Origin of the sequence: Variovorax sp. dw_308 (assembly GCF_019207085.1) — a bacterium.
In the GTDB taxonomy this organism is placed as follows: domain Bacteria; phylum Pseudomonadota; class Gammaproteobacteria; order Burkholderiales; family Burkholderiaceae_C; genus Variovorax.
In genome coordinates, this window is sequence record NZ_JAATOM010000005.1 from 382,558 (window position 1) to 404,671 (window position 22,114).

Below are 22,114 nucleotides of genomic sequence, written 5' to 3' on the forward strand. Positions count from 1 at the left end.
AGGGGATCAGGTGTGGACGAATTGCATCCGGGTGCCGCCGAGTTCGAGCACGTCGCCGTCCTGCAGCGCCACCGCATCGGTGCCGAGCGGTTCGCCATTGAGCACGGTGCCGCCGTCGATCGGCGCCACCACATAGCCCTGCAGCCGGCGCGTGACCGCGGCCACCGCGACGCCCGGCTTGCCGATGGTGGTGACGACTTTTTGCAGCGAGAGTTCGCGGCCAGCCCCGGCGCCGGAGAGCACGCGTATGACCGCGATGCCGCTCGCGGGCACGAGCGGCGCGATTTCAGTGGGTGCGGTGGACAGCGGAATGGGTGCCGACGCAACCGCGGTGCGTACCGGCATGGCGTGTTCAGACGCGGCGCTGGTGGCCAGGTACCGGATCTTGTACTTGCCGACTTCGATGACGTCGTTGTGCTCCAGCGCCTGCTTCTTGATGGCGCGGGCGTTGATGTAGGTACCGTTGGTGCTGTTGAGATCTTCAAGATAGACATCGCTGCCGATCATGTGCAGAACGGCATGCTCCCCGCTGATCGCCAGATTGTCGATCACGATATCGTTGTAGGGCCGCCGCCCGAGCGTGGTGCGGTCCTTGGCAAGCGTGACTTCCTTGATCACGACTCCGTCGATCGAAACGATCAATTTCGGCATGGCCGACTCCTGGATCTCAGTACGAACGTTTTAAGTATCAGCAAGATGCTCGCCAGCCCCGTCTCCGCACGCATTGCCATTCAAGCCGAGGCATCGGGTGCGGAAATGTTGCCGGCGCGAGCAAGAACTACAGATATGTTGTCCCGGCCGCCATTCTCGTTTGCAATTGCAACCAAAAGCGTTGCCTTTTCTGACAATTCGATATCTTGTAACAAAAGCGTGAAAAGCTGCTCTTCGAGAACCATTTCACTCAGTCCGTCCGAACATAACAGGTACAGGTCGCCGGGGCGCACACTGTGTTCGTGCATTTCCAGGTCGACGTGGCGCTCGATGCCCAGTGCGCGAGTGACCAGATTGCGGTGCGGCGACAGCGCCGCTTGCGCCGCCGTGATGGCGCCCGAGTCCATCTGTTCCTGCAGGAGAGAGTGGTCGCGCGTCAACTGTTCCAGAACGCCCGCCCGCAACCTGTAACAACGCGAGTCGCCAATGTGGCCGACGATCACGCGATGAGGCCCGAACGCGGCCACGACAAGGGTTGTCCCCATGCCCTGGAGTTGCAAATTTGCAACGCCCGCTTCCAGGATGGCGTCGTTGGCCTCGTCCACGCCGGCCTGCAACGCACGCCGGACCGCGCGCGCATGGGCGCGGGGACCGGCGTGGGCCAGCCAGCGCCCGAAGCTCGCCTGCAGCAGCGCGATGGCCATGCCGCTCGCCACCTCGCCGCCGTTGTAGCCCCCCATGCCGTCGGCCAGGATGGCCAGGCCGAGCGCGGGATCGAAGGCTATGGCGTCTTCGTTGTTCGCCCGCACCCGCCCGGAATCCGTCAGCGCCGCGAAATCCCAAGGCAAGGACACGGCTCCAGGGGAATATGCGGCGCCGGTGATTGCCATGTGCGAGGTCTTTCGTGTCAAGTCGCCGCGTGGGCGCGCTGCTGCATGGAGCGACCGATGGCCACCACGATGGCCGCCCCAGCCGCCGCAGCAGCGTAATGCAGCCACGGATTCACCGCCAGTACGTCATGCAGCGAAACATCTTGCACGATCGTCTCGCCACCCACCCAACCGATCAGCGCGGCACCCAGCATCACGATGATCGGGAAGCGCTCCATCACCTTGATCATCAACGTGCTGCCGAAGATCACCAGCGGAATGCTGATCGCCAGGCCCAGGATCAGCAACACCATGTCGCCGCTTGCCGCGGCCGCGACGGCAATGACGTTGTCGAGGCTCATCACCAGGTCGGCAATCAGAATTGTGCGGATCGCTGCGGCCAGGGTTCCGTATTCCTTGCCCTCGCCCTCGTCTTGCTCGTCGTCGCTGAGCAGTTGCACGCCGATCCAGAGCAACAGCAGGCCGCCGGCGATTTGCAGGTAGGGCAGCGCCAACAATTTGGCGGCAACGACCGTGAGCACGATGCGCAGCACCACGGCAGCCCCGGAGCCGAACATCACGGCTTTCTTTTGCTGTTGCGGCGGCAGCGAGCGCGCAGCCAGCGCGATGACCACCGCGTTGTCACCGGAAAGGATGATGTTGATCCAGACGATCTTCATCAGGCCCAACCAGAAATCAGTCGAATAAAGGAATTCCATCCATCGTGCTCCGAGCCCTATGTCTGGAACCAAAAAAGCGCCGGCAACCAACGTTGCGGGCGCCTTTTTCCAGATGCAGGCAGTTGTTTTGCCAAGCGCGAATTTACAAACGTGACTTCAGCAGTTTGCCCAATTCCGAGAAGTTGCGCGTCACGGTGAACCCGCACTCTTCCATGATCGCCAGCTTGGCGTCGGCCGTGTCGGCGCCGCCCGAGATCAGCGCGCCGGCGTGGCCCATGCGCTTGCCCGGAGGCGCGGTGACGCCAGCGATGAAGCCGACGATCGGCTTCTTCATGTTGTCCTTGCACCAGCGCGCGGCGTCGGCTTCGTCCGGGCCGCCGATTTCGCCGATCATGATGACGGCGTCGGTGTCGGGGTCGTCGTTGAAGGCCTTCATCACGTCGATGTGCTTGAGGCCGTTGATCGGGTCGCCGCCGATGCCGACCGCGGTCGATTGGCCGAGGCCGATTTCCGTCAGCTGAGCCACGGCTTCATAGGTCAGCGTGCCCGAGCGCGAGACCACGCCGATGCGGCCCTTGCGGTGGATGTGGCCGGGCATGATGCCGATCTTGATTTCGTCGGGCGTGATCAGGCCGGGGCAGTTCGGGCCCAGCAGCAGGGTCTTCTTGCCGCCAGCCGCTTCCTTGGCCTTCATCCTGTTGCGCACTTCGAGCATGTCCCGGACGGGGATGCCTTCGGTGATGCAGATCGCCATGTCCAGGTCGGCTTCGACGGCCTCCCAGATGGCGGCGGCGGCGCCCGGAGGCGGCACGTAGATCACCGACACGGTCGCGCCGGTCTGCTGGGCTGCTTCCTTCACCGAGCCGAAGATCGGGATGTTGAAGATCGACTCGCCGGCCTTCTTCGGGTTCACGCCCGCGACGAAGCAGTTCTTGCCGTTCGCGTATTCCTGGCACTTTTCCGTGTGGAACTGACCGGTCTTGCCGGTGATGCCCTGGGTGATGACCTTGGTGTCTTTGTTGATGTAGATCGACATGCTTGTTCCTTAGGCCTTGGCTTTGACTGCTGCGACGACCTTCTGGGCCGCTTCCGCCATGGTGTCGGCGCTGATGATCGGCAGGCCCGAATCGGCCAGCAGCTTCTTGCCTTCGACTTCGTTGGTGCCCTTCATGCGCACGACCAGCGGCACTTGCAGGTTCACCGCCTTGCAGGCTGCGATCACGCCGGTGGCGATGGTGTCGCACTTCATGATGCCGCCGAAGATGTTCACGAGGATGGCTTCCACGTTCTTGTTCTTCAGCATGATCTTGAAGGCTTCGGTGACCTTCTCGGGGGTGGCGCCGCCGCCCACGTCGAGGAAGTTGGCCGGCTCGCCGCCGAACAGCTTGATGGTGTCCATCGTGGCCATGGCCAGGCCGGCGCCGTTCACCAGGCAGCCGATGTTGCCGTCGAGCGAGATGTAGGCCAGGTCGAATTTGCTGGCTTCGACTTCTGCCGCATCCTCTTCGTCGAGGTCGCGCAGGGCGACGATCTCGGGGTGGCGGAACAGCGCGTTGCTGTCGAAGTTGAACTTGGCGTCGAGCGCCATGACCTTGCCCTTGCTGTCGCGGTTGAGCGGGTTGATCTCGACCAGCGAGGCGTCCGTCTCCATGTAGCAGGCATAGAGCTTCTTGAGGATGTCGACGGTCTGCGCGGTGGAGTCGGCCGGCATGCCGATGCCGTCGGCGATTTCCTTGGCTTGCGCGTCGGTCAGGCCCACCTTGGGGTCGGCCATGACGGTGATGATCTTCTCGGGCGTGTCGTGCGCGACGGCCTCGATGTCCATGCCGCCTTCGCTGGAGGCGATGAACGCGACCTTCTGCGTGGCGCGGTCGGTCACGGCCGACACGTAGTATTCCTTGTTGATGTCGGCGCCGTCCTCGATGTAGAGGCGGCGGACCTTCTGGCCTTCGGGGCCGGTCTGGTGCGTGACGAGTTGCATGCCGAGGATCTCGCCGGCCAGACGCTTGACGTCTTCGATGGTCTTGGCGACCTTGACGCCGCCGCCCTTGCCTCGGCCGCCCGCGTGGATCTGGGCCTTGACCACCCATACCGGGCCGCCGAGCTTCTGGGCGGCCTCAACCGCCTCCTGCACCGTGTATGCCGGAATGCCACGCGGCACCGGCACACCAAACTTGGCAAGAATTTCCTTGCCTTGGTATTCGTGAATCTTCATGAGGATGTCTCTCGGAAGAGGAGGTTGGGACGGGAGATGGGGATGTTGTCCGAGGGCCACGTGCGCTGCAAGACTGGCCGGCGAACAACCGGGGAATGTATCATGGTGCGCTGCACCAACCGCAGGCATCTGCTTGCGGTCAATACGTAGTTACTCCAGCGAAAAAAGAACTCCATGGTCAAGGTCTTCATCGACGGCGAAGCCGGCACCACCGGCCTGCAAATCCGCGAACGTCTCGCCACCATGCCCGGCATCGAGGTGGTGAGCATCGATCCCGCATTGCGCAAGGACGTGAACGCCAAGCGGGAGCTGATGGCCGGGGTCGACCTGGTGATCCTCTGCCTGCACGACGATGCGGCCATCGAGTCGGTGGCGTTGATCGATCAGTTGAGCGGCAAGAAGCCGAAGATCATCGATGCGTCGACGGCGCATCGTGTGAACCCAACGTGGACCTTCGGTTTCCCCGAACTGGTGGCCGGCCACTGGGAAGCGGTGGCGAAGGCCGACCGCGTGGCCAACCCGGGTTGCTACGCCACCGGCGCCATCGCCATCGTGCGTCCGCTGATCGACGCCGGACTGCTGCGCGCGGACCAGCCGATCGCCCTGCCATCGGTCAGCGGCTTCTCGGGCGGCGGCCGGACCATGATCGAGGCCTACGAATCGGGCGCGGCGCCGGCGTTCGAGACCTACGCGCTCGGGCTCAAGCACAAGCACATCCCCGAGATCATGAAGTACACGGGGCTCACGCATCGCCCCGTCTTCATCCCCTCGGTCGGCAACTTCAAACAGGGCATGCTGGTGCAGTTGCCATTGGACCTGGACCAACTGCCAGGCAAGCCGAAGGCCGGCGACCTGCACGATGCGCTCGCCGCGCACTATGCCAGGAGCAACACGCCGGCCCGATACGTGAAGGTGCTTCCGCCCACCGACAGCGGCAAGATCGATCCGTTGGCGCTCAACGACACCAACGAACTCGAGATCCGCGTGTTCCCGAACGAAGACCACCGCCACGCGGTCGTCATCGCGCGGCTCGACAACCTGGGCAAGGGCGCGAGCGGCGCGGCGGTGCAGAACCTGGAATTGATGCTGGGGCTCTGAGCCTCGTCGCTGCGCAGGCGGGGCTACAGCCTTGGCGCCTCGGGCAACGCCGAAGCAGCACGGATTCCCAGGCACGACGCGTGTGTGCGTAGCGTTTCCCTGGCTCGCAGAACCGGCTCGACCCTCCGGCCGGCGCTACACATTTGATAGCAATCCGTGCAATTGTGGCGCGCATTTCGGCAGTTCCGGGCGTGCAAATATGGCTATCATCCGGCGATCCAAACAAGAGGAGCGCTCAACATGGCCGCCAAATTCCAGAAGCCCACCGGCGCTTTCGTGGCCGCATCCTGGGCCGCACTGCTCGTCGGTGCGATCGTCTTCCTCACCGGATTGTGGAGCGCCTCGATGCAGCTCAATGAGAAAGGCTACTACTTCACCATCCTGATGTACGGCCTGTTCTCCGCCGTGTCCCTGCAGAAGTCGGTGCGCGACCGGCTCGAGGGCATTCCGGTCACCAACATCTACTACAGCCTGTGCTGGGTCTCGCTGTTGTTGTCGGTTGCGCTGTTGGCCGTGGGCCTCTTCAATGCGACGCTGGCGGGGAGCGAGAAGGGCTTCTATGGCATGGCGTTCCTGCTCGCGCTGTTCGGTGCGGTCGCCGTGCAGAAGAACGTGCGTGACATGGCTGCGCACAAGAGCGACACGCCCGGCTTGGCGGACGAGCCCGACGTGGCCTGAGCGGCCTGCGAAAGCCGGACGCCCGCTGCGCGGGTCTCAGCGCGTGAGATAGAAACCCACGGCCGCCAGCGCCGCGTGCGCGGCGACGGCAATCCACCAGATCGTGCGGGAGGGCGTGGCCGCATCCTGAAGCGCATCGCCGATGCGCTGGCCGAGCATGGTGCGCAAGGCGGGGTCCTCGGCGCCTGCCGCTGCCGCACCGAATTCACCCTGAGTTTGCTGCCAATGCGCCACCATGTCCGACAGCGGCAGCCGCGCAAGCACGAAGCCGATGGCCCTGGACAGCGCCTTGCTCTCCCCGAGGACCGGCGCGAGTTGACGGCTCAAGGTTTCCACGGTGAGCCATTCCGGTACACGCTGCAATGCGCCGTACGTGCGGGGCATGGCCTCGATGCGGCCCGCGATGGCAGAGGCCAGTCGCAGGGAGATGGTCTGGCCGTGGGCCCTGACCACCTGTTGCAGCGCTCGCGCATGGCCTTGCTTCACGCCGATCATCAGGTAGAGCGGGACGTACAGCATCAGCGACATGGCCACCAGCAAGGGTGGCGAGGCCAGCATTGCCAGCACGGCGCCGACGCCGCCGGCATGGGCTGCCGACATGCCCGGTCCATTGAAGCGGACCAGGTACCAGGCGAACGCGCCAGCGCCGAGCAGCAGCGCCAGCAGTCCGCCCACGACGACGGACCGCGCGAAGGCCGCGCCGGCCTTGAAGCCGGTGCGCGTGAGCGACGGCGAAGCCGCCGTTGATGCATTCGATGGCAAGAATTCCTCCCTGAATTGCGGTCCGCGCCGCGCCTTCGAATCATGCCAGTCCACGCACGCAATGGGTGCGTTTAATTGCTGTCTGCGTTAGTTTTCAGCGTCTTGGCGACCACGTCGGCCGAGAAGCCGCGGGCCAGCAGGAAGCGCACCTGCCGGGCGCGCTCGGCTGCGTCCGCCGGGGGCACGCCGAAGCGGCGGCGCCAGACTTCCAGGGCACGGGGCAACTCGGTGTCGCGCAGGCTGGCCACGGCCTCGGCAATGGCCTCCGGGGCAATGCCCTTGTGCGCCAGCTCCTGCCGGACGCGCGCGCCGCCGACGCGTGAGGCACGCTGGTTCAGCACGGACTGGACCACGCGCGCCTCGCTGATGAAGTCCTTCGCCGCGAGTTCATCGAGCGCCCGGCCCAGGGAGCCGGGTTCTTCCTCATGCCGCGCGAGCTTGCGTTCCAACTCCGCGCGCGAATGCTCTCGTTGGCTCAGCAGGCGCAGCGCGCGGCCTTTGAGGGAAGGGGCTCCAAATGCCATCGGCTGGCGTGTCGCTTACTTCTCGGCCTTGTCGGCCTTCTCAGCCTTCACGGGCTTGGCCACGGGCGCTTCGGGCGCATTCGCATCGGCGGCCAGCAGCGGAATGCCCAGCGATTCGCGCACCTTGTTCTCGATCTCGCGCGACAGCTCGGGGTTCTCGCGCAGGAACTCGCGGGCGTTGTCGCGGCCCTGGCCGATCTTCTCGCCGTTGTAGGCGTACCAGGCGCCGGACTTGTCGACGATCTTGGCCGTGACGCCCATGTCGATGATCTCGCCCTCGCGGCTGATGCCTTCGCCGAACAGGATGTCGAACTCGGCCGTCTTGAAGGGGGGCGAGACCTTGTTCTTCACCACCTTGACCTTGGTCTCGTTGCCGATGGCTTCGTCGCCCTTCTTGATGGTGCCGATGCGGCGAATGTCCAGCCGCACCGAGGCGTAGAACTTCAGCGCGTTGCCGCCGGTGGTGGTTTCGGGCGAGCCGAACATCACGCCGATCTTCATGCGGATCTGGTTGATGAAGATGACCATGCAGTTGGTCTTCTTGATCGTGGCGGTGAGCTTGCGCAGCGCCTGGCTCATCAAGCGGGCCTGCAGGCCGGGCAGCGAGTCGCCCATTTCGCCTTCGATTTCGGCCTTGGGCGTGAGCGCGGCGACCGAGTCGACCACGATCAGGTCCACAGCACCGGAACGCACCAGCGAGTCGACGATTTCAAGGGCTTGCTCGCCGGTGTCGGGCTGGCTGATGAGCAGGTCGGACAGGTTCACGCCGAGCTTCTGGGCGTACTGCACGTCGAGCGCATGCTCGGCATCGACGAAGGCGCAGGTGCCGGCCTGGCGCTGCATCTCGGCGATGACCTGCAGCGTGAGCGTGGTCTTGCCCGAGGATTCGGGGCCGTAGATCTCGATGACGCGGCCGCGCGGCAGACCGCCGACGCCCAGCGCGATGTCCAGGCCCAGCGAACCGGTGGAGACCACCTGGATGTCTTCCAGCGCCTCGCCCTCGCCCAGCCGCATGATCGTGCCCTTGCCGAACTGCTTTTCGATCTGGGCCAGTGCGGCCTGAAGGGCCTTGGCCTTTTCGCTGTTCGGGACCGAGATGCTGGTGCCCTTGACGAGTGCGTCCATGAAAAATCTCCTTGAATATCAACGGTTTGTGTTTGGTTTTCGCATCTGTGTTTGATAACAGGCTGGATGCTTGAACAGTAGTGTATGCGGCTGTATAAATCCGTAAAGTCGATTTTTAGTCAGTTTGCTTTACCATATGCACGATGACCACGGACCCCGAAGACGACTGGCGGCAGACCCACCTGGGCCGCCTGCTCGGCCACGCGATGCGCCGCTTCGACGAGCGCGTGCTGGCGCTGATGGCGCACGACATCGACGTGCCGCTGGCGTTGTCGAACCTCGCCGCGCGCCAGCAGGTCAGCGCCGCCCACATCCACATCACGCGGCACCTGGCGCGCAACGGCTCGCGCCTGACCGAACTGGCCGAGCGCGCCGGCATGACCAAGCAGGCGATGGGCACGCTGGTCGACCAATGCGAGGCCTGGGGCATCGTGACGCGCGGGCCCGACCCGCTCGATGCGCGGGCGCGCCGCGTCATGTTCACCACCGACGGGCTGGCCTGGCTCGATGCCTTCCGGCGCGCCGTAGCGCAGGCGGAGCAGGAGTTCCGCGCCAGCGTGGGCGACGAGGTGGCGACGGTGGTGACGATCGGGCTGGAAGCCTATGCAACCTGAGCGAAAGGGCATGGACGCACTTCTAGAATCGGCGCTCGATAGAGCTATATCGCAGGGACGCCACACCAACGGGGACACCACCCATGCGAATCCTGATTGCCGAAGATGACCAGGTCCTGGCCGATGCCCTGCTGCGCAGCTTGCGCACCTCGGGCGCGGCGGTCGACCACGTGGCCACCGGCTCGCAGGCCGATGCCGCGCTGATGACCAACAGCGAATTCGACCTGCTCATCCTCGACCTCGGCCTGCCCAACCTGCACGGCCTGGAAATCCTGAAGCGGCTGCGCGCCCGCGGCTCCTCGCTGCCGGTGTTGGTGCTGACCGCCGCCGACAGCGTGGAGGAGCGCGTCAAGGGGCTGGACTACGGCGCCGATGACTACATGGCCAAGCCGTTCTCCCTGCAGGAGCTGGAGGCGCGGGTTCGCGCGCTCACGCGCCGCGGCATGGGCGGCACCAGCAACGCGATCCGGCACGGCCCGCTGGTGTACGACCAGGCCGGCCGCGTGGCGACCATCGACGGGCGGATGATCGAGCTGTCGGCGCGCGAACTGGGCCTGCTCGAAGTGCTGCTGCAGCGCGCCGGCCGGCTGGTAAGCAAGGACCAGTTGGTGGAGCGGCTGTGCGAATGGGGCGAGGAGGTGAGCCTCAACGCGATCGAGGTCTACATCCACCGCCTGCGCAAGAAGATCGAGAAGGGCCCGATCCGCATCGCAACGGTGCGCGGGCTGGGCTACTGCCTGGAGAAGATCCAGGCGTAGCCTGGAAGCCGCCTTACTGCTGCTTGTCCAGATACATCGTCATGACGTAGCGGGGCGACTTGGCGATCATGACCAGCGAGCGGAAATAGCCATTCCCGACGTAGTCGCCGGCCCCGGTCAAGTAGATTGCGCTCGGGCCGGCGTAGTCTCCGGCGGTGTCCAGTTCGCACGCCTTCTGTGTGCCTGTCGCCGCATTGGCCGTGTTCAATGTCAGGTCGTACATGTTCTTCGCGGTCTTCGGCTCCGACTGCAGCAGCGTGCCCCAGAGCTTGCAGGTCCCGAATTCCGAGCCGCCGGTCGTCCCGGTCAGCACGCCCTTCTCGTCGATCTTGATCGAGACAGTGACATTCGATTCGCTGACGCCCCATTTGCCCGCGACGCTTTGCTGGCTCACGGCCAGCGCATTGGCGTTGCTGTACTTCAGCGGCCCCCAGGCCTGGGATGAGCGGCCGTCCCTCGCGTAGCTGCCATCCATCGAGGCCTTCGCGCTGAATGTGCCGGAGCCCTTGATGACCGGTTCGTCAATGAACCCGAGCGAGCGCGTGTCGCCGTTGAACACCCAGTTCGAGCCACCGGTGACGCTGATGGAGCCCCAGGTCCAATCGAGGAGGCCGCGGCGCACCAGCGACCCCTGCGCGCCGACCAGCGTGAAGCCCCACATGTCTTCGTAGATGCCTTCGCCATTGACGCCGACCTCGGCCGTCGAGCCGGGCTGCGGCGCGACGAGGGACGGTGCGGGCTCGCTGCCCGCCACAGGGGCATAGCGATCGGGCGCTGGAATCGTGGGTGCGGGTGCGGGTGCGGGCGCAGGAGGTGTCGGCGCCGCGGGCGCAGGTGGCACAGAGCCCGGCACAGTCGCAGGCGTGCCGGTTTGCGCTGGCGTGACCGCGAGCGCTTGCGTTGGCGTTGCGGCTGGGGTTGCGCCGTCAGGCGTTGACGTGGCCGTCGTCGGGCCCGATTGCCCTTCGGTCGAGGCGGCGGCGGGCGTCGTTGTCCCTGTGGCCATGGGGAGGAACCCGCCTCCACCCCCACCTCCACCTCCACCGCCGCAAGCGGTCATTGCGACGCACAAGGCGGCGGCGGCCGCGGCGGTGAACAAAGGCTTTGCGCGCAGGCGCGACGATTCAATATTCAATTGGATTTCTCCCTGACGTTTCGGATGGCTGAACAGAAGCACCGACGATAGTTTTCGATCCATCGCGCGGCCATCGGCGCCTTCCGCGTCGCAGGCGGAAACTTCCTCACAATTGACAATCCGTTTCATGTCTGAGGAAAACGTCACTTGAGATTCTTCAATCGCGGCCAGCGCTCGCTGTTCGGCGAGATCCTGGACTGGATGCTCACGCCGCTCCTGCTGCTGGTGCCGGTGAGCATCAGCGTGACCTGGCTGGTGGCGCAGGGCATCGCCAACCGGCCGTTCGACCGTGCGCTCGAATACAACGTCCAGACGCTGGGCACGCTGGTCACGGTGCAGGGGGAGCGCGTGCAGTTCTACCTGCCGCAGCCGTCGCGCGACATCATGCGGGCCGACGACACCGACCATGTCTACTACCAGGTGCGAGGGGCCGAAGGCGAACTGCTCGGCGGCGACGCCGACCTGCCGCCGCCGCCGGACGACGAGTCGCCATCGAGCGAGCGCGTGCTGATCCGCGAGGACCGGATGCGCGACGAGACGGTGCGCGTGGCCTACACCTGGGTCCAGCCGCGCCTGCCCGGCGCCGGCCTGGTGCTGGTGCAGGTGGCGGAGACGCGGCGCAAGCAGGAGGTGCTGGCCACGGAGATCATCAAGGGCGTGTTGCTGCCGCAGTTCGCGATCCTGCCGCTGGCGATCCTGCTGATCTGGCTGGCGCTGGTGCGCGGCATCAAGCCGCTGTCGGAGCTGGAAGACCGCATCCGCGAGCGCAAGTCCGACGACCTGAGCCCGCTCGACGACAGCGCGGTGCCGGTCGAGGTGGCGCCGCTGGTGGCCTCGGTCAACGGGCTGCTGACGCGGCTGAACGAAACCATCGCGACGCAGCGCCGCTTCCTGGCCGACGCGGCGCACCAGCTCAAGACGCCGCTGGCCGGGCTGCGCATGCAGGCCGACCTGGCGCAGCGCGAAGGCGCAAGCGCGGAAGACCTGAAGCAGTCGCTCAAGCAGATCGGCCGCTCCAGCATCCGGGCCACGCACACGGTGAACCAGCTGCTGGCGCTGGCCCGTGCCGAAGGCGGCGGCGGCGCGGTGGCCCGGCAAGGCTGCGACCTGGCGCGGATCACCATCGAGGTGGTGCGCGAAGCGGTGCCGCGTGCGATCGAGCGGCGCATCGACCTCGGCTACGACGGCGTGGAAGCCGGCACGGCGGGGGTGATGATCCACGGCAACCCGACCTTGCTGAAGGAACTGGTGCGCAACCTGATCGACAACGCCATCAACTACACGCCGTCATCGAGCGAGCGGCCCGGCGTGATCACGGCGCGGGTGCTGGCGGACCCCTTCGGGCGGGTGACGTTGCTGCAAGTGGAAGACTCGGGGCCTGGCATTGCCGTGCACGAGCGCGAGCTGGTGTTCCAGCCCTTCTACCGCGTCCTCGGCAACGAGGCCGACGGTTCGGGGCTGGGCCTGCCCATCGTGCTGGAGATCGCGCGCCAGCACAATGCCACAGTGGAGCTGGGCGATGCGCGGCCGGGCAGGCAGCCGCGCGGGGCGTTGTTCAGCGTGCGCTTTCAGACGAATTACTGAGCCCACGGGGGGCTGCGCCCGGCCCGCCCCCGAAGGGCATCAAGTCGAGATGGCAGAGCCACATCGACTTGCGAGCACAAGCCGGTCTGTCGGCGTCCGTCCAGCAGTGCCACGCTCGATTGTCTTGAAGGCGCATCCGGCCTCGCGCGGGGGAACCCGGCGGCGTCAGAGGCCTTCGTGATCGGCGCTGGATGTGGACGGCGCGTTCGGCGAAGTCGGGGGTGCTGGCGCCGGCTCGGACGGCGATGCCGCGGCGGCCGGCACGGGTGCAACGACGTCCGACTCCTTGCGAATCTGCAATGCCGCAGGCCGGACCTGCTGCGCCATTCGCTGCGGCTCGCGCTCCGACAGCGACGCCGGCGCAGCACCGAACATCGCGAGCCCGCCCTGGGTCCAGGCGAAGTACAGGAGGTTGAGCGCGACCAGCGCCATCAGCAGCAGGCGCGCCCGCTTCATCCTCGCACCTCGCCCGCCTTGGGGCGCACGCTGACCTCCGAGCTGGTGATCGACTGCAAGCCGGCCGACGTGCGCACGAGCAATTCACCGCCCGCGCCGACGCCCTCGCAGGCGCCGATGGTGCCGTCGCTCAGGCTCAGCTCTCGCCCGTGCAACGCGTCGCGCGCGGCGAAGGCCTGTGTGAAGGGCGCGAATCCCTGCGCGGCGAAGCGCAACACGTCGCGCACCAGTGGCGCCGCGATGGCGGCCAGGGCCTGCGGTGCGGTCGCATCGGCGCGGAATTCCCGAAGCCAGGCCGGCGCCGTGTTCAAGCCCTCGGCCGGGCGCGGTCCGATGTTGAGGCCGATGCCGATGACCACGAAGCGCTGCGCCTCGCCGCCGTGCGGCATGGCGGTCTCGATGAGGATGCCGCCGAGCTTGCGGTCTTGCGCCGTCCACAGGTCGTTGGGCCACTTGAGGCGAATCTGCGCGCCCTCCGGATCGAGGCTGTCGGCCACGCTTGCGCCGACGGCCAGCGACAGGCCCGACCAGTCGGCCGGCGCCAGCGGCAGTCCGAGCGAAAAAGTCAGCGATTCGTCGAGCGTGCCCGGCCCGGCATCGCTGGCGCTCTGCCAGGGCCGTCCAAGGCGGCCGCGGCCCGCGGTCTGGCGCTCGGCCACCAGCAGCACCGGCGCCGCATCGCCCGCACGTGCGCGGCGCATGAGCTCGGTGTTGGTCGAGTCGATCTCGGGCACCCACTCGACCGTCATGCCAGCCACCAGCGCGCCGAGCGCGGCGTGCAGTTCGGTGACCGGCCAGGCAGGGGTCATGGCTTGTCGGCCTTCTTGCCGGACTTCTTGTCCGACTTCCCGGCCTTCCCGTCCTGCTTCTTCGGCTTGGCGGCCTTGGCCTTCTTCTCCAGCTTCTCGACCTTGTCCGCCTTCTCGCCCTTGCCAGCCTTCGCGACCTTTTCCACCTTCTTCTTTTTCTTCTTCCGGACCGGCTCCGCCTTGGCCCCATCGTCATCGCCCTTGGGCGACAGCAGGGTGCCCCGGCAGGTCTCGGCGCCGCACCAGCACGGGTACTCGGCCAGCAGTTCGGGCGTGTACTCCTCGTCGATGATCAGGCCGTAGTCGTAGTTGAGTTCCTCGCCGGCGGCGATGTCGCGCAGCGCCTTGATGAAGATGCGGCCCTCCTGCTCGTCGGCCTCGCAGTTCGGCGCGCAGGCATGATTGATCCAGCGGGCGGCATTGCCGTTCACCTTACCGTCGATGACATGCTTGTCGTCGATATGGAAGTAAAAGGTATGGTTCGGCTGCGCCGGGTCATGCGGATGACGGCGCAGGGCTTCCTTCCAGCTGATCACCTCGCCCTTGTATTCGACGATCGTCTCGCCCTCGGCAATGTCCTGCATGGCAAAAACACCGTTGCCGTGGACTTCGGAGCGGCGCGTCTGGATGCGACGACCTGTGTTCAAAGGGGATTTGGAAGGCATCGCCGAAGTCTGTTAGTTTGAATATGCACACGTATGCGTGCGCGCGCGTACACACGCGAGAAGCGGCAGATTGTAGATAGAGAGAAAAGATGACCAAGACTCTGGTGATTGCAGAAAAACCGTCGGTGGCGCAGGACATCGTTCGCGCACTCACGCCTACGGCTGGCAAGTTCGACAAGCACGACGAGCACTTCGAGAACGAACACTACGTCGTGACCAGCGCGGTGGGCCACCTGGTCGAGATCCAGGCGCCTGAAGAGTTCGATGTGAAGCGCGGCAAATGGAGCTTTGCCAACCTGCCGGTGATTCCACCGCACTTCGACCTGAAGCCGGTCGACAAGACCAAGACCCGGCTCAACGCCGTGGTCCGGCAGGCCAAGCGCAAGGATGTGACGCAACTCATCAACGCCTGCGACGCAGGCCGCGAGGGCGAGCTGATCTTCCGCCTGATCGAGCAATACGCGGGCGGCGCCAAGCCGCTGGGCAAGCCGGTGCGGCGCCTCTGGTTGCAGTCGATGACGCCGCAGGCCATCCGCGATGGCTTCGACTCGCTGCGCACCGAAAAGCAGATGCAGGGCCTGGCCGACGCCGCGCGTTCGCGCTCCGAGGCCGACTGGCTGGTGGGCATCAACGGCACACGGGCCATGACGGCCTTCAACTCGCGCGATGGCGGCTTCTTCCTGACGACCGTGGGCCGCGTGCAGACGCCGACGCTGTCGGTGGTGGTGGAGCGCGAGGAGCAGATCCGCAAGTTCGTCTCGCGCGACTACTGGGAGATCCACGCGAGCTTCGCGGCCGAAGCCGGCCAGTACCCCGGCAAGTGGTTCGACGCCAGCTGGAAGAAGGCCAACGCACCCCTGCTCGCGAACGGCGAGCCGGATGCCGAGCAACGCGCCGACCGCGTCTGGAATGAACGCGAGGCGCGCGAGATCGCCGATGCATCGCGCGGCAAGCCCGCCACCGTCGCCGAGGAAAGCAAGCCCACGACTTCGGCTTCGCCGATGCTGTTCGACCTGACCTCGTTGCAACGCGAGGCCAACAGCCGCTTCGGCTACAGCGCCAAGACCACGCTCGCACTGGCCCAGAGCCTGTATGAACGCCACAAGGCGCTCACCTATCCGCGGACCGATTCGCGCGCGCTGCCCGAGGACTACCTGCCGGTGGTGAAGGACACCATGAAGATGCTCGCCAACAGCGGCATGAAGCATCTCGCGCCGTTCGCCAAGCAGGCGGTCGAGGGCAACTACGTCAAGCCCAACAAGCGCATCTTCGACAACGCCAAGGTGTCGGATCACTTCGCCATCATCCCCACGCTGCAGCCACCCAGCGGCCTGAGCGAAGCGGAGCAGCGGCTGTACGACTTCGTCGTGCGGCGCTTCATGTCGGTGTTCTTCCCGAGCGCCGAGTACCAGGTCACCACGCGCATCAGCACGGTCGAGACCAACGGCAAGAAGTACCCGTTCCGCAGCGACGGCAAGGTGCTGGTCAAGCCGGGCTGGCTCGCCATCTACGGCAAGGAAGCCGTGTCGGACGACGACGAGAAGGACGGCAAGAACCTGGTGCCGGTGAAGCCGGGCGAGATCGTGAAGACCGAGTCCGCCGACATGAAGGGCCTGAAAACGCGTCCGCCGGCGCGCTACTCCGAAGCCACCTTGCTCGGCGCGATGGAAGGCGCGGGCAAGCTCATCGACGACGACGAATTGCGCGAAGCGATGCAGGAGAAGGGCCTCGGCACGCCCGCCACGCGCGCGGCCACCATCGAAGGCCTGATCGCCGAGAAGTACATGCTGCGCGAGGGCCGCGAACTGATCCCGACGGCCAAGGCCTTCCAGCTCATGACGCTGCTGCGCGGCCTGGGCGTGGAGGAACTCTCGCGCGCCGAACTCACCGGCGAATGGGAGTTCAAGCTCGCGCAGATGGAGCACGGCAAGCTCAGCCGCGACTCGTTCATGCGCGAGATCGCCAAGATGACGGAGCACATCGTCAAGAAGGCGAAGGAGTACGACCGCGACACCGTCCCCGGCGACTACGCCACGCTGCAGGCGCCCTGCCCCAACTGCGGCGGCATCGTGAAGGAAAACTACCGCCGCTATGCCTGCACCGGCAAGAGCGGCACCGGCGAGGACGCCTGCGGCTTCTCCTTCGGCAAGTCGCCGGCCGGCCGCACCTTCGAAGTGGCCGAGGCCGAATCGCTGCTGCGCGACCGGCACATCGGCCCGCTGGAAGGCTTCCGCTCCAAGGCGGGCTGGCCCTTCACGTCGGAGATCATCCTCAAGTTCGACGAAGAGGCCAGCAACTGGAAGCTGGAGTTCGACTTCGGCGACGACAAGAACGAGGACAGCGGCGAGATCATCGACTTCAGCGGCCAGGCCTCGCTGGGGCCGTGCCCGATCTGCGCGGCCCGGGTGTTCGAGTCCGGCAGCAACTACGTCTGCGAGAAGTCGGTGCCGACCCTGGAGCAACCGACGCCGAGCTGCACCTTCAAGAGCGGGAAGATCATCCTGCAGCAACCGGTCGACCATGAGCAGCTCAAGAAGCTGCTGGCCACCGGCAAGACGGACCTGCTCGACAAGTTCGTGTCGATGCGCACCCGCCGCGCGTTCAAGGCCTTCCTCGCCTGGAACAAGGATGAAGGCAAGGTGACCTTCGAGTTCGAGCCGCGCGCCAGCAAGTTCCCGCCGCGCAAGACCTTCGGCAAGGCCGCGCCCGCGAAGACGACGGCCTCCGCAAAGACCGCCGCCGCGAAGAAGGCGCCTGCAGCAAAGAAGGCCGCTGCCAAGAAGGCCGCCGCGCCCAAGGCTCCGCGCAAGACCGGCGCCGGCCTCAAGCCCAGCAGCGAGCTGGCCGCCGTGATCGGCGCCGAACCGGTGGCGCGCACCGAGGTCATCAAGAAGCTCTGGGACTACATCAAGGCCAACGGCCTGCAGGATGCGGCCAACAAGCGCGCGATCAATGCCGATGCCAAGCTGAAGCCGGTGTTCGGCAAGGACCAGGTGACGATGTTCGAACTGGCCGGCATCGTCGGCAAGCACCTGTCGGCCGACTGACGCGCCAGGGCGCACAAGGCAAACGGGCCCCGATCGCGCTGATCGGGGCCCGTTGTTCTTTGCGGGTCTGCCTGGTCGCCGCTACCGAAGGAACTCGCGAACCACCGGTGCCACCTCGGTCGCCTTGTTCATCAGGAACAGGTGGCCGTCATCCACGATGTGCAGTCTTGCATTGCGCATGAGCGAGGCCTGCAGGCGCGCATTGACCAGCGGCACCAGCGGATCGTCGCTCCCTGCCATCAACAACGTCGGATGGTGGATGCGCCACAGGAACGGCAGGCTGCTCCACGCTGCCATGGCCAGCAGCTGGTAGCGATAGCCCTTGGAGTCGCCGCCGCGCGCATGGTCGGTGAAAAGCTTGATGGCATCGGGGTCGGCGCGCAACGAGCCACCGTAGATGTCGGGCGCGATGCTCTTCATGTAGCCCTTGTCCCGGTAGCGCTTCGGATTGATCATTTTCCAGAGCACGCTGGGCTTGCCGGGCAGCATGGTTTGCCCGCCCATGGTCGTCGCCGCGAGCACCAGCCTGCGCACGCGCGCCGGAAACTGGATGGCGAACTGCTGTGCGAGCCCGCCGCCCCATGAAACCCCCAGCACATCGACCTGGTCGTAGCCCAGTTCGTCCAGCACATTCGCGGCGAGGCGCGCCATCATGAACAGGCGGTACGGCCCCTTGGGTGCCGGCGACTTGCCGGCGCCGGGCACGTCGAAGATCACCGTCTCGGTGTCGCCGAGTTCGGCGATGAAGGGGCTGACCAGTTCGAGATTGGCGCCGATCCCGTTGAACATCAGCAACGGCTTGCCTGTGAGCGCGCCACCGACGCGCGCGCCGGGCCGGATGCCCACGCGCAGCAGCTGTTCGCCGATCGTCAGGGTGCCGATGTACATCCCCGATTTGGGATCGAACTGCACGTCCTTGAGCCGATCCTGGGGCGCTGCGACCGCAACGCTGGTTTTCTTGGCGGTGCCCATGAGTGATGTAGCCCAGTTCGCGAGGCGGAGCGGCGCACAGAGGCGCAAGACGGCGGCGCTCACTTTTGCATGACGTATTCGCCCGGCGCAGCAACGCCCGGCTTGTTCTTCGCGCTGCCAAGCTTGGCGGGCGCCCGCACCTTGTCGCCGGAGCGCCGGTGCATCCAGTCCATCCAGTTCGGCCACCAGCTTCCGTCGATGCGCGTCGCACCCGCCGTCCACGCCTCGGCGTCCGGTCCGCCGACCTTGCCGGTCAGAAAGAAGGACTTGGCCGCGCCGGGCGGATTGAGCAGGCTCTGCAGGTGGCCGGCATTGACCAGCGTGAACGTGCTCTTGTCGCCGTAGATGCGCGCCGTCGGGTAGCACGCCTTCCAGGGCGTGATGTGGTCGGTGATGCCGGCCACGATGTAGGCGTCGACCTTGACCTTGCGCATGTCGATGGGCTCACCCAGCACCTTCAGCTTGTTGGCATGGATGAACGGGCTCTCCTGCATGATGTCCAGCAGGTCGGCATGGAACGCGGCCGGCAGGCGGGTCGTGTCGGCATTCCAGTACAGGATGTCGAAGGCGGGTGGGTCGTTGCCCAGCAGGTAGTTGTTGACCCAATAGCTCCAGATCAGGTCGTTGGGGCGCAGCCAGGCAAACACGCGCGCCAGCGCCTCACCGTCGATGTAGCCCTTGGCCTTGGTCGCGGCCTTGATGGTGGCCACGCTTTCGGGCGTCATGAACAAGCCCATGCTGGTGTCCGACACGTTTTCCGGATCCAGCGTGCACACCGGGCTGACCACGTTCGCGACCTTGCTTTGCCCGGTGGCGGCGAGCCAGCCGACATAGGAAGCCGCGGTCATGCCGCCCGAGCAGGCGCCCCACAGGGTGATGTCGGGACTGCCGGTGATGTCGCGCGCGGCATCCACCGCTTCGTCGAGTGCCTTGCAATAGGTCGACATGTCCCAGTCGCGCTGCTTTTCGCCGGGATTGAACCAGCTCACGCAGAAGATCTGGACACCCTGCTCGACGACGAACTTGACCAGGCTCTTCTCCGGCGAGAGGTCCATGGCGTAGAACTTGTTGACCTGCGGCGGGCAGATCACGAGCGGACGGGTGTAGACCTCGGCGGTTTGCGGCTTGTACTGGATCAACTCGAGCACGTCGTTCCTGAACACTACCTGGCCCGGCGTCAGGCACAGGTTCTTGCCGAGTTCGAACTTCGACTTGTCTACCGACGATGGCAAGCCACCGTTGTCGCGCCAGTCGCCCACGAGGTTCTTCATGCCCTTGACCAGGCTCTGGCCGCGCGTTTCCTTGGCGCGCTTGATTGCGGCAGGATTGATCAGGGCGTTGCTCGGCGCGATCGCGTCGATGTAGATGGAGGCCACCAGCTGGGCACGTGCCTTGTCGCGCGGGTCCATCTCGATGGCATCGAGGTAGTTGTTGATGACGCTGCCGGTGGCCGCATGCGCCTGGAGCAGGCGCTTGAGCAGGCCACTGCTGCGCCAGGCCGGATCCGCGAAGCGCTTGTCCTTGGGATAGGGCTCCGCGTCGGATGCGCCGGAAACGACCTTGCCCAGTTCGAGCGCATAGGCAGCCCAGTGCTGCGCGACCTTTGCCGGCTGCTGGACGGCCGAGCCGAACAAGGCCTTGACGCCTTCGCCGAGGTCCTCGAAGCGCAGCCCGATGAACGGGTTCACGGCCAGGGTGTTGTTGGCAGCGTCTTCGGTCAGCCGGCTGACCAGTTCTGCGGAGTTCGCTGCTTCGGCAGGCGCGGCTGGCTTGGCACGCGTGTCTGGCTTGGCTGCCTTCGGCTTTGCGACGGCCGGCCGCTTCGCCACCGCCTTCGGCGCCACAGGCGCGGCCCTGGCCACCTTGGTCGCTTTCACAGCGGCCTTCTTCACAGGCTTGGCTGACTTCGCGGCCACTTTCTTGACCGGGACAGTGGTCGTGGCCTTGGCACGCTTGGTTGCCGCAGCCTGCCTCTTCGGATTTGTCTCTTCGCTCATCAGGTTCTCCGCGCTTTGCGCACCGTTGAATGCTTTCGTATCGACAGGGTCGCTCATGCCGCCCCCGCCAGTACAACCAGCGTCTCGGCGATCAAGGCAGGCTTTGCCTCGCCCTCGATCTCCACCGTGTTAACCATCGTGACCGGATGCCTTCCTTTGCCCTGGTCCACGACGGATCCCATTGTCACCCGAGCCCGCACACGCGAACTCACCTTGACCGGTGCGATGAATCGGACCTTGTTCAAGCCATGGTTGAAAGAGGCGAACGACGGCAACGTCGCGATCGAAAACTCTGTCCCTGTTGTCATCTGGTATCCCTGTACCTGCGTGAAGTCACTATGCCACCCGGGCCTGCGCGATGCGGCCAGCGCGCCCCGACGTTTGACGCCCATTTCGAGAATAGCGACCGATTTGCAGCCCCCGTCTACGGAAAACCCTGTTCCCGATGCGCAAGGACGGGGCGGTGTCGCCAAGGCGTCTGCATGGGGCTATCGGCGCAGCAGCGCCTGACGCAGCAACCGCGCGGCGCGGTCGCGGATCTGCCCCGGCATGCGATGGCGCCAACGTTGCGGCTGACGCCTGCCGGCCGCGCATGCATTGAGGAAGTCGTTGAGGATCGGCGTGTCGTCGACCGTGGTGATCACGCTGCCGCTGCCATGGAACTCCGGATGCCATTGCGTCGCCGCGATGTAGCCATGGCCGCCGCGGGTGGTCGTGCGGCGAATGGCTTCGGGCACGTGGTCCGGATAGCTCCAGGCCTCGATCTCGAAACCGGGCGCCAGGTCCTTGATGCCCTGGTGGTGGATGCTGTTGACGCGCGTGTGCGTGACGCCGGGGTACATGCCGGCCAGCCGCGTGCCCTCGACCAGCACCAGGTCGTGGTAGTTCTTGTCGTAGCTCACCGCATCGCGGTGCGTGAGCGCGCCGGCATGCTGGGTCTCGATGTCCTGGTAGAGCGTGCCGCCGAAGGCCACGTTGATGAGTTGCAGGCCGCGGCATACGCCGAAGATCGGCTTGCCGACCTGCTCGAAGGCCTCGACCAAGGCCAGGTCATAAAGATCGCGGATGCGGTCGCCGATCCAGGCCTCCTTCAGCGGCGTTTCGCCATAGCTGCCTGGCCACACGTCGGCGCCACCGTGCATCACGACGCCGTCGAGCCACTCGGCGTAGTGCGAGAGCCGGGTGTCGCCGCGCGCCGTCTCGCCGGTAGGGCACGGCACCATGACCACCATCGCCCCGGCCGACATGAGCCAGTGCGCGATCGACTGCTCCACGTACTGCAGCGTCTTGTTGGTGAACAGCGAGCGCGTGGGGTCCGCATGCTGGAAACAGGCGGAGAGGCCGATCTTGAGGCGGCCGGCAACGGTCTTGGGCATGGCGGGTCGATACCTGCAGGGCGAGGAAGTTCATTGTGCACACTCACTTCACCGATGGCGACCCGCCAGCCGATAAGCTTTGCGTTTCTCGCGCACATG

22 protein-coding genes are annotated in these 22,114 nt (G+C 65.7%); 6 read left to right on the forward strand and 16 right to left on the reverse strand.

Annotated elements, in window-relative coordinates:
- Nucleotides 1-6 precede the first annotated feature (6 nt).
- The 5 genes from HCU76_RS13645 to sucC form a co-directional block, all read right to left on the reverse strand.
- On the reverse strand, nt 7-651 hold the full coding sequence (locus HCU76_RS13645) for an FHA domain-containing protein (protein ID WP_213957196.1): 645 nt from the start codon (nt 649-651) through the stop codon (nt 7-9).
- Nucleotides 652-731: 80 nt separating this feature from the next.
- Entirely contained in the window at nt 732-1,541 is an 810-nt protein-coding gene (locus HCU76_RS13650; protein WP_213957197.1) for a Stp1/IreP family PP2C-type Ser/Thr phosphatase, read from the reverse strand.
- Nucleotides 1,542-1,558: 17 nt separating this feature from the next.
- Nucleotides 1,559-2,239 (reverse strand): TerC family protein, encoded by a 681-nt coding sequence (locus HCU76_RS13655; protein ID WP_218509704.1) that lies wholly within the window; start codon nt 2,237-2,239, stop codon nt 1,559-1,561.
- A gap of 103 nt (nt 2,240-2,342) precedes the next feature.
- A complete protein-coding gene (gene sucD, locus HCU76_RS13660) occupies nt 2,343-3,236 on the reverse strand; it encodes a succinate--CoA ligase subunit alpha (protein ID WP_218509612.1) in 894 nt (297 codons plus the stop codon).
- Between the two features lie 9 nt (nt 3,237-3,245).
- Nucleotides 3,246-4,415, reverse strand: a complete 1,170-nt coding sequence (gene sucC, locus HCU76_RS13665) for an ADP-forming succinate--CoA ligase subunit beta (RefSeq protein ID WP_218509613.1) — start codon at nt 4,413-4,415, stop codon at nt 3,246-3,248.
- A gap of 174 nt (nt 4,416-4,589) precedes the next feature.
- Between sucC and argC the strand changes: the two genes are divergently transcribed.
- Nucleotides 4,590-5,513, forward strand: a complete 924-nt coding sequence (argC, locus tag HCU76_RS13670; protein WP_218509615.1) for an N-acetyl-gamma-glutamyl-phosphate reductase — start codon at nt 4,590-4,592, stop codon at nt 5,511-5,513.
- Nucleotides 5,514-5,753: 240 nt separating this feature from the next.
- Complete coding sequence (gene yiaA / locus HCU76_RS13675) at nt 5,754-6,191, forward strand: inner membrane protein YiaA (RefSeq protein WP_218509618.1); 438 nt, start codon at nt 5,754-5,756, stop codon at nt 6,189-6,191.
- A 36-nt stretch (nt 6,192-6,227) separates the two neighbouring features.
- Here the strand turns inward: yiaA and HCU76_RS13680 are convergent, their stop codons facing one another.
- From HCU76_RS13680 to recA, 3 genes are all read right to left on the reverse strand, one after another.
- Nucleotides 6,228-6,953: a hypothetical protein gene (locus tag HCU76_RS13680; protein ID WP_218509620.1), complete on the reverse strand. Its 726-nt coding sequence runs from the start codon at nt 6,951-6,953 to the stop codon at nt 6,228-6,230.
- A gap of 71 nt (nt 6,954-7,024) precedes the next feature.
- Nucleotides 7,025-7,477, reverse strand: coding sequence for a recombination regulator RecX (gene recX / locus HCU76_RS13685; protein WP_218509623.1), 453 nt, complete (start codon nt 7,475-7,477; stop codon nt 7,025-7,027).
- Nucleotides 7,478-7,492: 15 nt separating this feature from the next.
- Nucleotides 7,493-8,602, reverse strand: a complete 1,110-nt coding sequence (gene recA, locus HCU76_RS13690; RefSeq protein ID WP_218509625.1) for a recombinase RecA — start codon at nt 8,600-8,602, stop codon at nt 7,493-7,495.
- Between the two features lie 143 nt (nt 8,603-8,745).
- On the opposite strand from recA, the gene HCU76_RS13695 reads away from it, so the two are divergent.
- Together HCU76_RS13695 and HCU76_RS13700 are read left to right on the forward strand one after the other, a co-directional pair.
- The gene (locus tag HCU76_RS13695) at nt 8,746-9,216 is read left to right on the forward strand and encodes a MarR family winged helix-turn-helix transcriptional regulator (RefSeq protein WP_218509627.1); all 471 of its coding nucleotides are present in this window, start codon (nt 8,746-8,748) and stop codon (nt 9,214-9,216) included.
- 83 nt (nt 9,217-9,299) lie between these two features.
- Nucleotides 9,300-9,974, forward strand: a complete 675-nt coding sequence (locus HCU76_RS13700) for a response regulator transcription factor (protein ID WP_213957207.1) — start codon at nt 9,300-9,302, stop codon at nt 9,972-9,974.
- Between the two features lie 13 nt (nt 9,975-9,987).
- On the opposite strand, the gene HCU76_RS13705 is transcribed toward HCU76_RS13700, so the two are convergent.
- Nucleotides 9,988-10,980 (reverse strand): hypothetical protein, encoded by a 993-nt coding sequence (locus HCU76_RS13705; RefSeq protein WP_218509628.1) that lies wholly within the window; start codon nt 10,978-10,980, stop codon nt 9,988-9,990.
- Nucleotides 10,981-11,310: 330 nt separating this feature from the next.
- On the opposite strand from HCU76_RS13705, the gene HCU76_RS13710 reads away from it, so the two are divergent.
- Entirely contained in the window at nt 11,311-12,693 is a 1,383-nt protein-coding gene (locus tag HCU76_RS13710) for a sensor histidine kinase N-terminal domain-containing protein (protein WP_371319825.1), read from the forward strand.
- Between the two features lie 165 nt (nt 12,694-12,858).
- On the opposite strand, the gene HCU76_RS36620 is transcribed toward HCU76_RS13710, so the two are convergent.
- From HCU76_RS36620 to HCU76_RS13725, 3 genes are read right to left on the reverse strand one after another with little or no spacing between them, the layout of a single operon-like run.
- Nucleotides 12,859-13,149: a hypothetical protein gene (locus tag HCU76_RS36620; protein WP_256354164.1), complete on the reverse strand. Its 291-nt coding sequence runs from the start codon at nt 13,147-13,149 to the stop codon at nt 12,859-12,861.
- Nucleotides 13,146-13,958 carry a biotin--[acetyl-CoA-carboxylase] ligase gene (locus HCU76_RS13720; protein WP_218509629.1) on the reverse strand — a complete coding sequence of 271 codons (813 nt, stop codon included), beginning with the start codon at nt 13,956-13,958 and terminating at the stop codon, nt 13,146-13,148. Before HCU76_RS13720 ends, HCU76_RS36620 begins: the two co-directional genes overlap by 4 nt.
- Entirely contained in the window at nt 13,955-14,623 is a 669-nt protein-coding gene (locus HCU76_RS13725; RefSeq protein WP_218509630.1) for an SET domain-containing protein, read from the reverse strand. Before HCU76_RS13725 ends, HCU76_RS13720 begins: the two co-directional genes overlap by 4 nt.
- An 89-nt stretch (nt 14,624-14,712) precedes the next feature.
- Between HCU76_RS13725 and HCU76_RS13730 the strand changes: the two genes are divergently transcribed.
- On the forward strand, nt 14,713-17,670 hold the full coding sequence (locus HCU76_RS13730; protein ID WP_218509631.1) for a DNA topoisomerase III: 2,958 nt from the start codon (nt 14,713-14,715) through the stop codon (nt 17,668-17,670).
- An 81-nt stretch (nt 17,671-17,751) separates the two neighbouring features.
- Here HCU76_RS13730 and phaZ read toward each other — a convergent pair whose 3' ends face one another.
- From phaZ to HCU76_RS13750, 4 genes are all read right to left on the reverse strand, one after another.
- A complete protein-coding gene (gene phaZ, locus HCU76_RS13735) occupies nt 17,752-18,642 on the reverse strand; it encodes a poly(3-hydroxyalkanoate) depolymerase (RefSeq protein ID WP_256354165.1) in 891 nt (296 codons plus the stop codon).
- 59 nt (nt 18,643-18,701) lie between these two features.
- The gene (locus HCU76_RS13740) at nt 18,702-20,639 is read right to left on the reverse strand and encodes an alpha/beta fold hydrolase (RefSeq protein WP_218509632.1); all 1,938 of its coding nucleotides are present in this window, start codon (nt 20,637-20,639) and stop codon (nt 18,702-18,704) included.
- Nucleotides 20,640-20,692: 53 nt separating this feature from the next.
- A complete protein-coding gene (locus tag HCU76_RS13745; RefSeq protein WP_218509633.1) occupies nt 20,693-20,947 on the reverse strand; it encodes a hypothetical protein in 255 nt (84 codons plus the stop codon).
- A 180-nt stretch (nt 20,948-21,127) separates the two neighbouring features.
- Nucleotides 21,128-22,015, reverse strand: coding sequence for a gamma-glutamyl-gamma-aminobutyrate hydrolase family protein (locus tag HCU76_RS13750; protein WP_213957214.1), 888 nt, complete (start codon nt 22,013-22,015; stop codon nt 21,128-21,130).
- Nucleotides 22,016-22,114 lie beyond the last annotated feature (99 nt).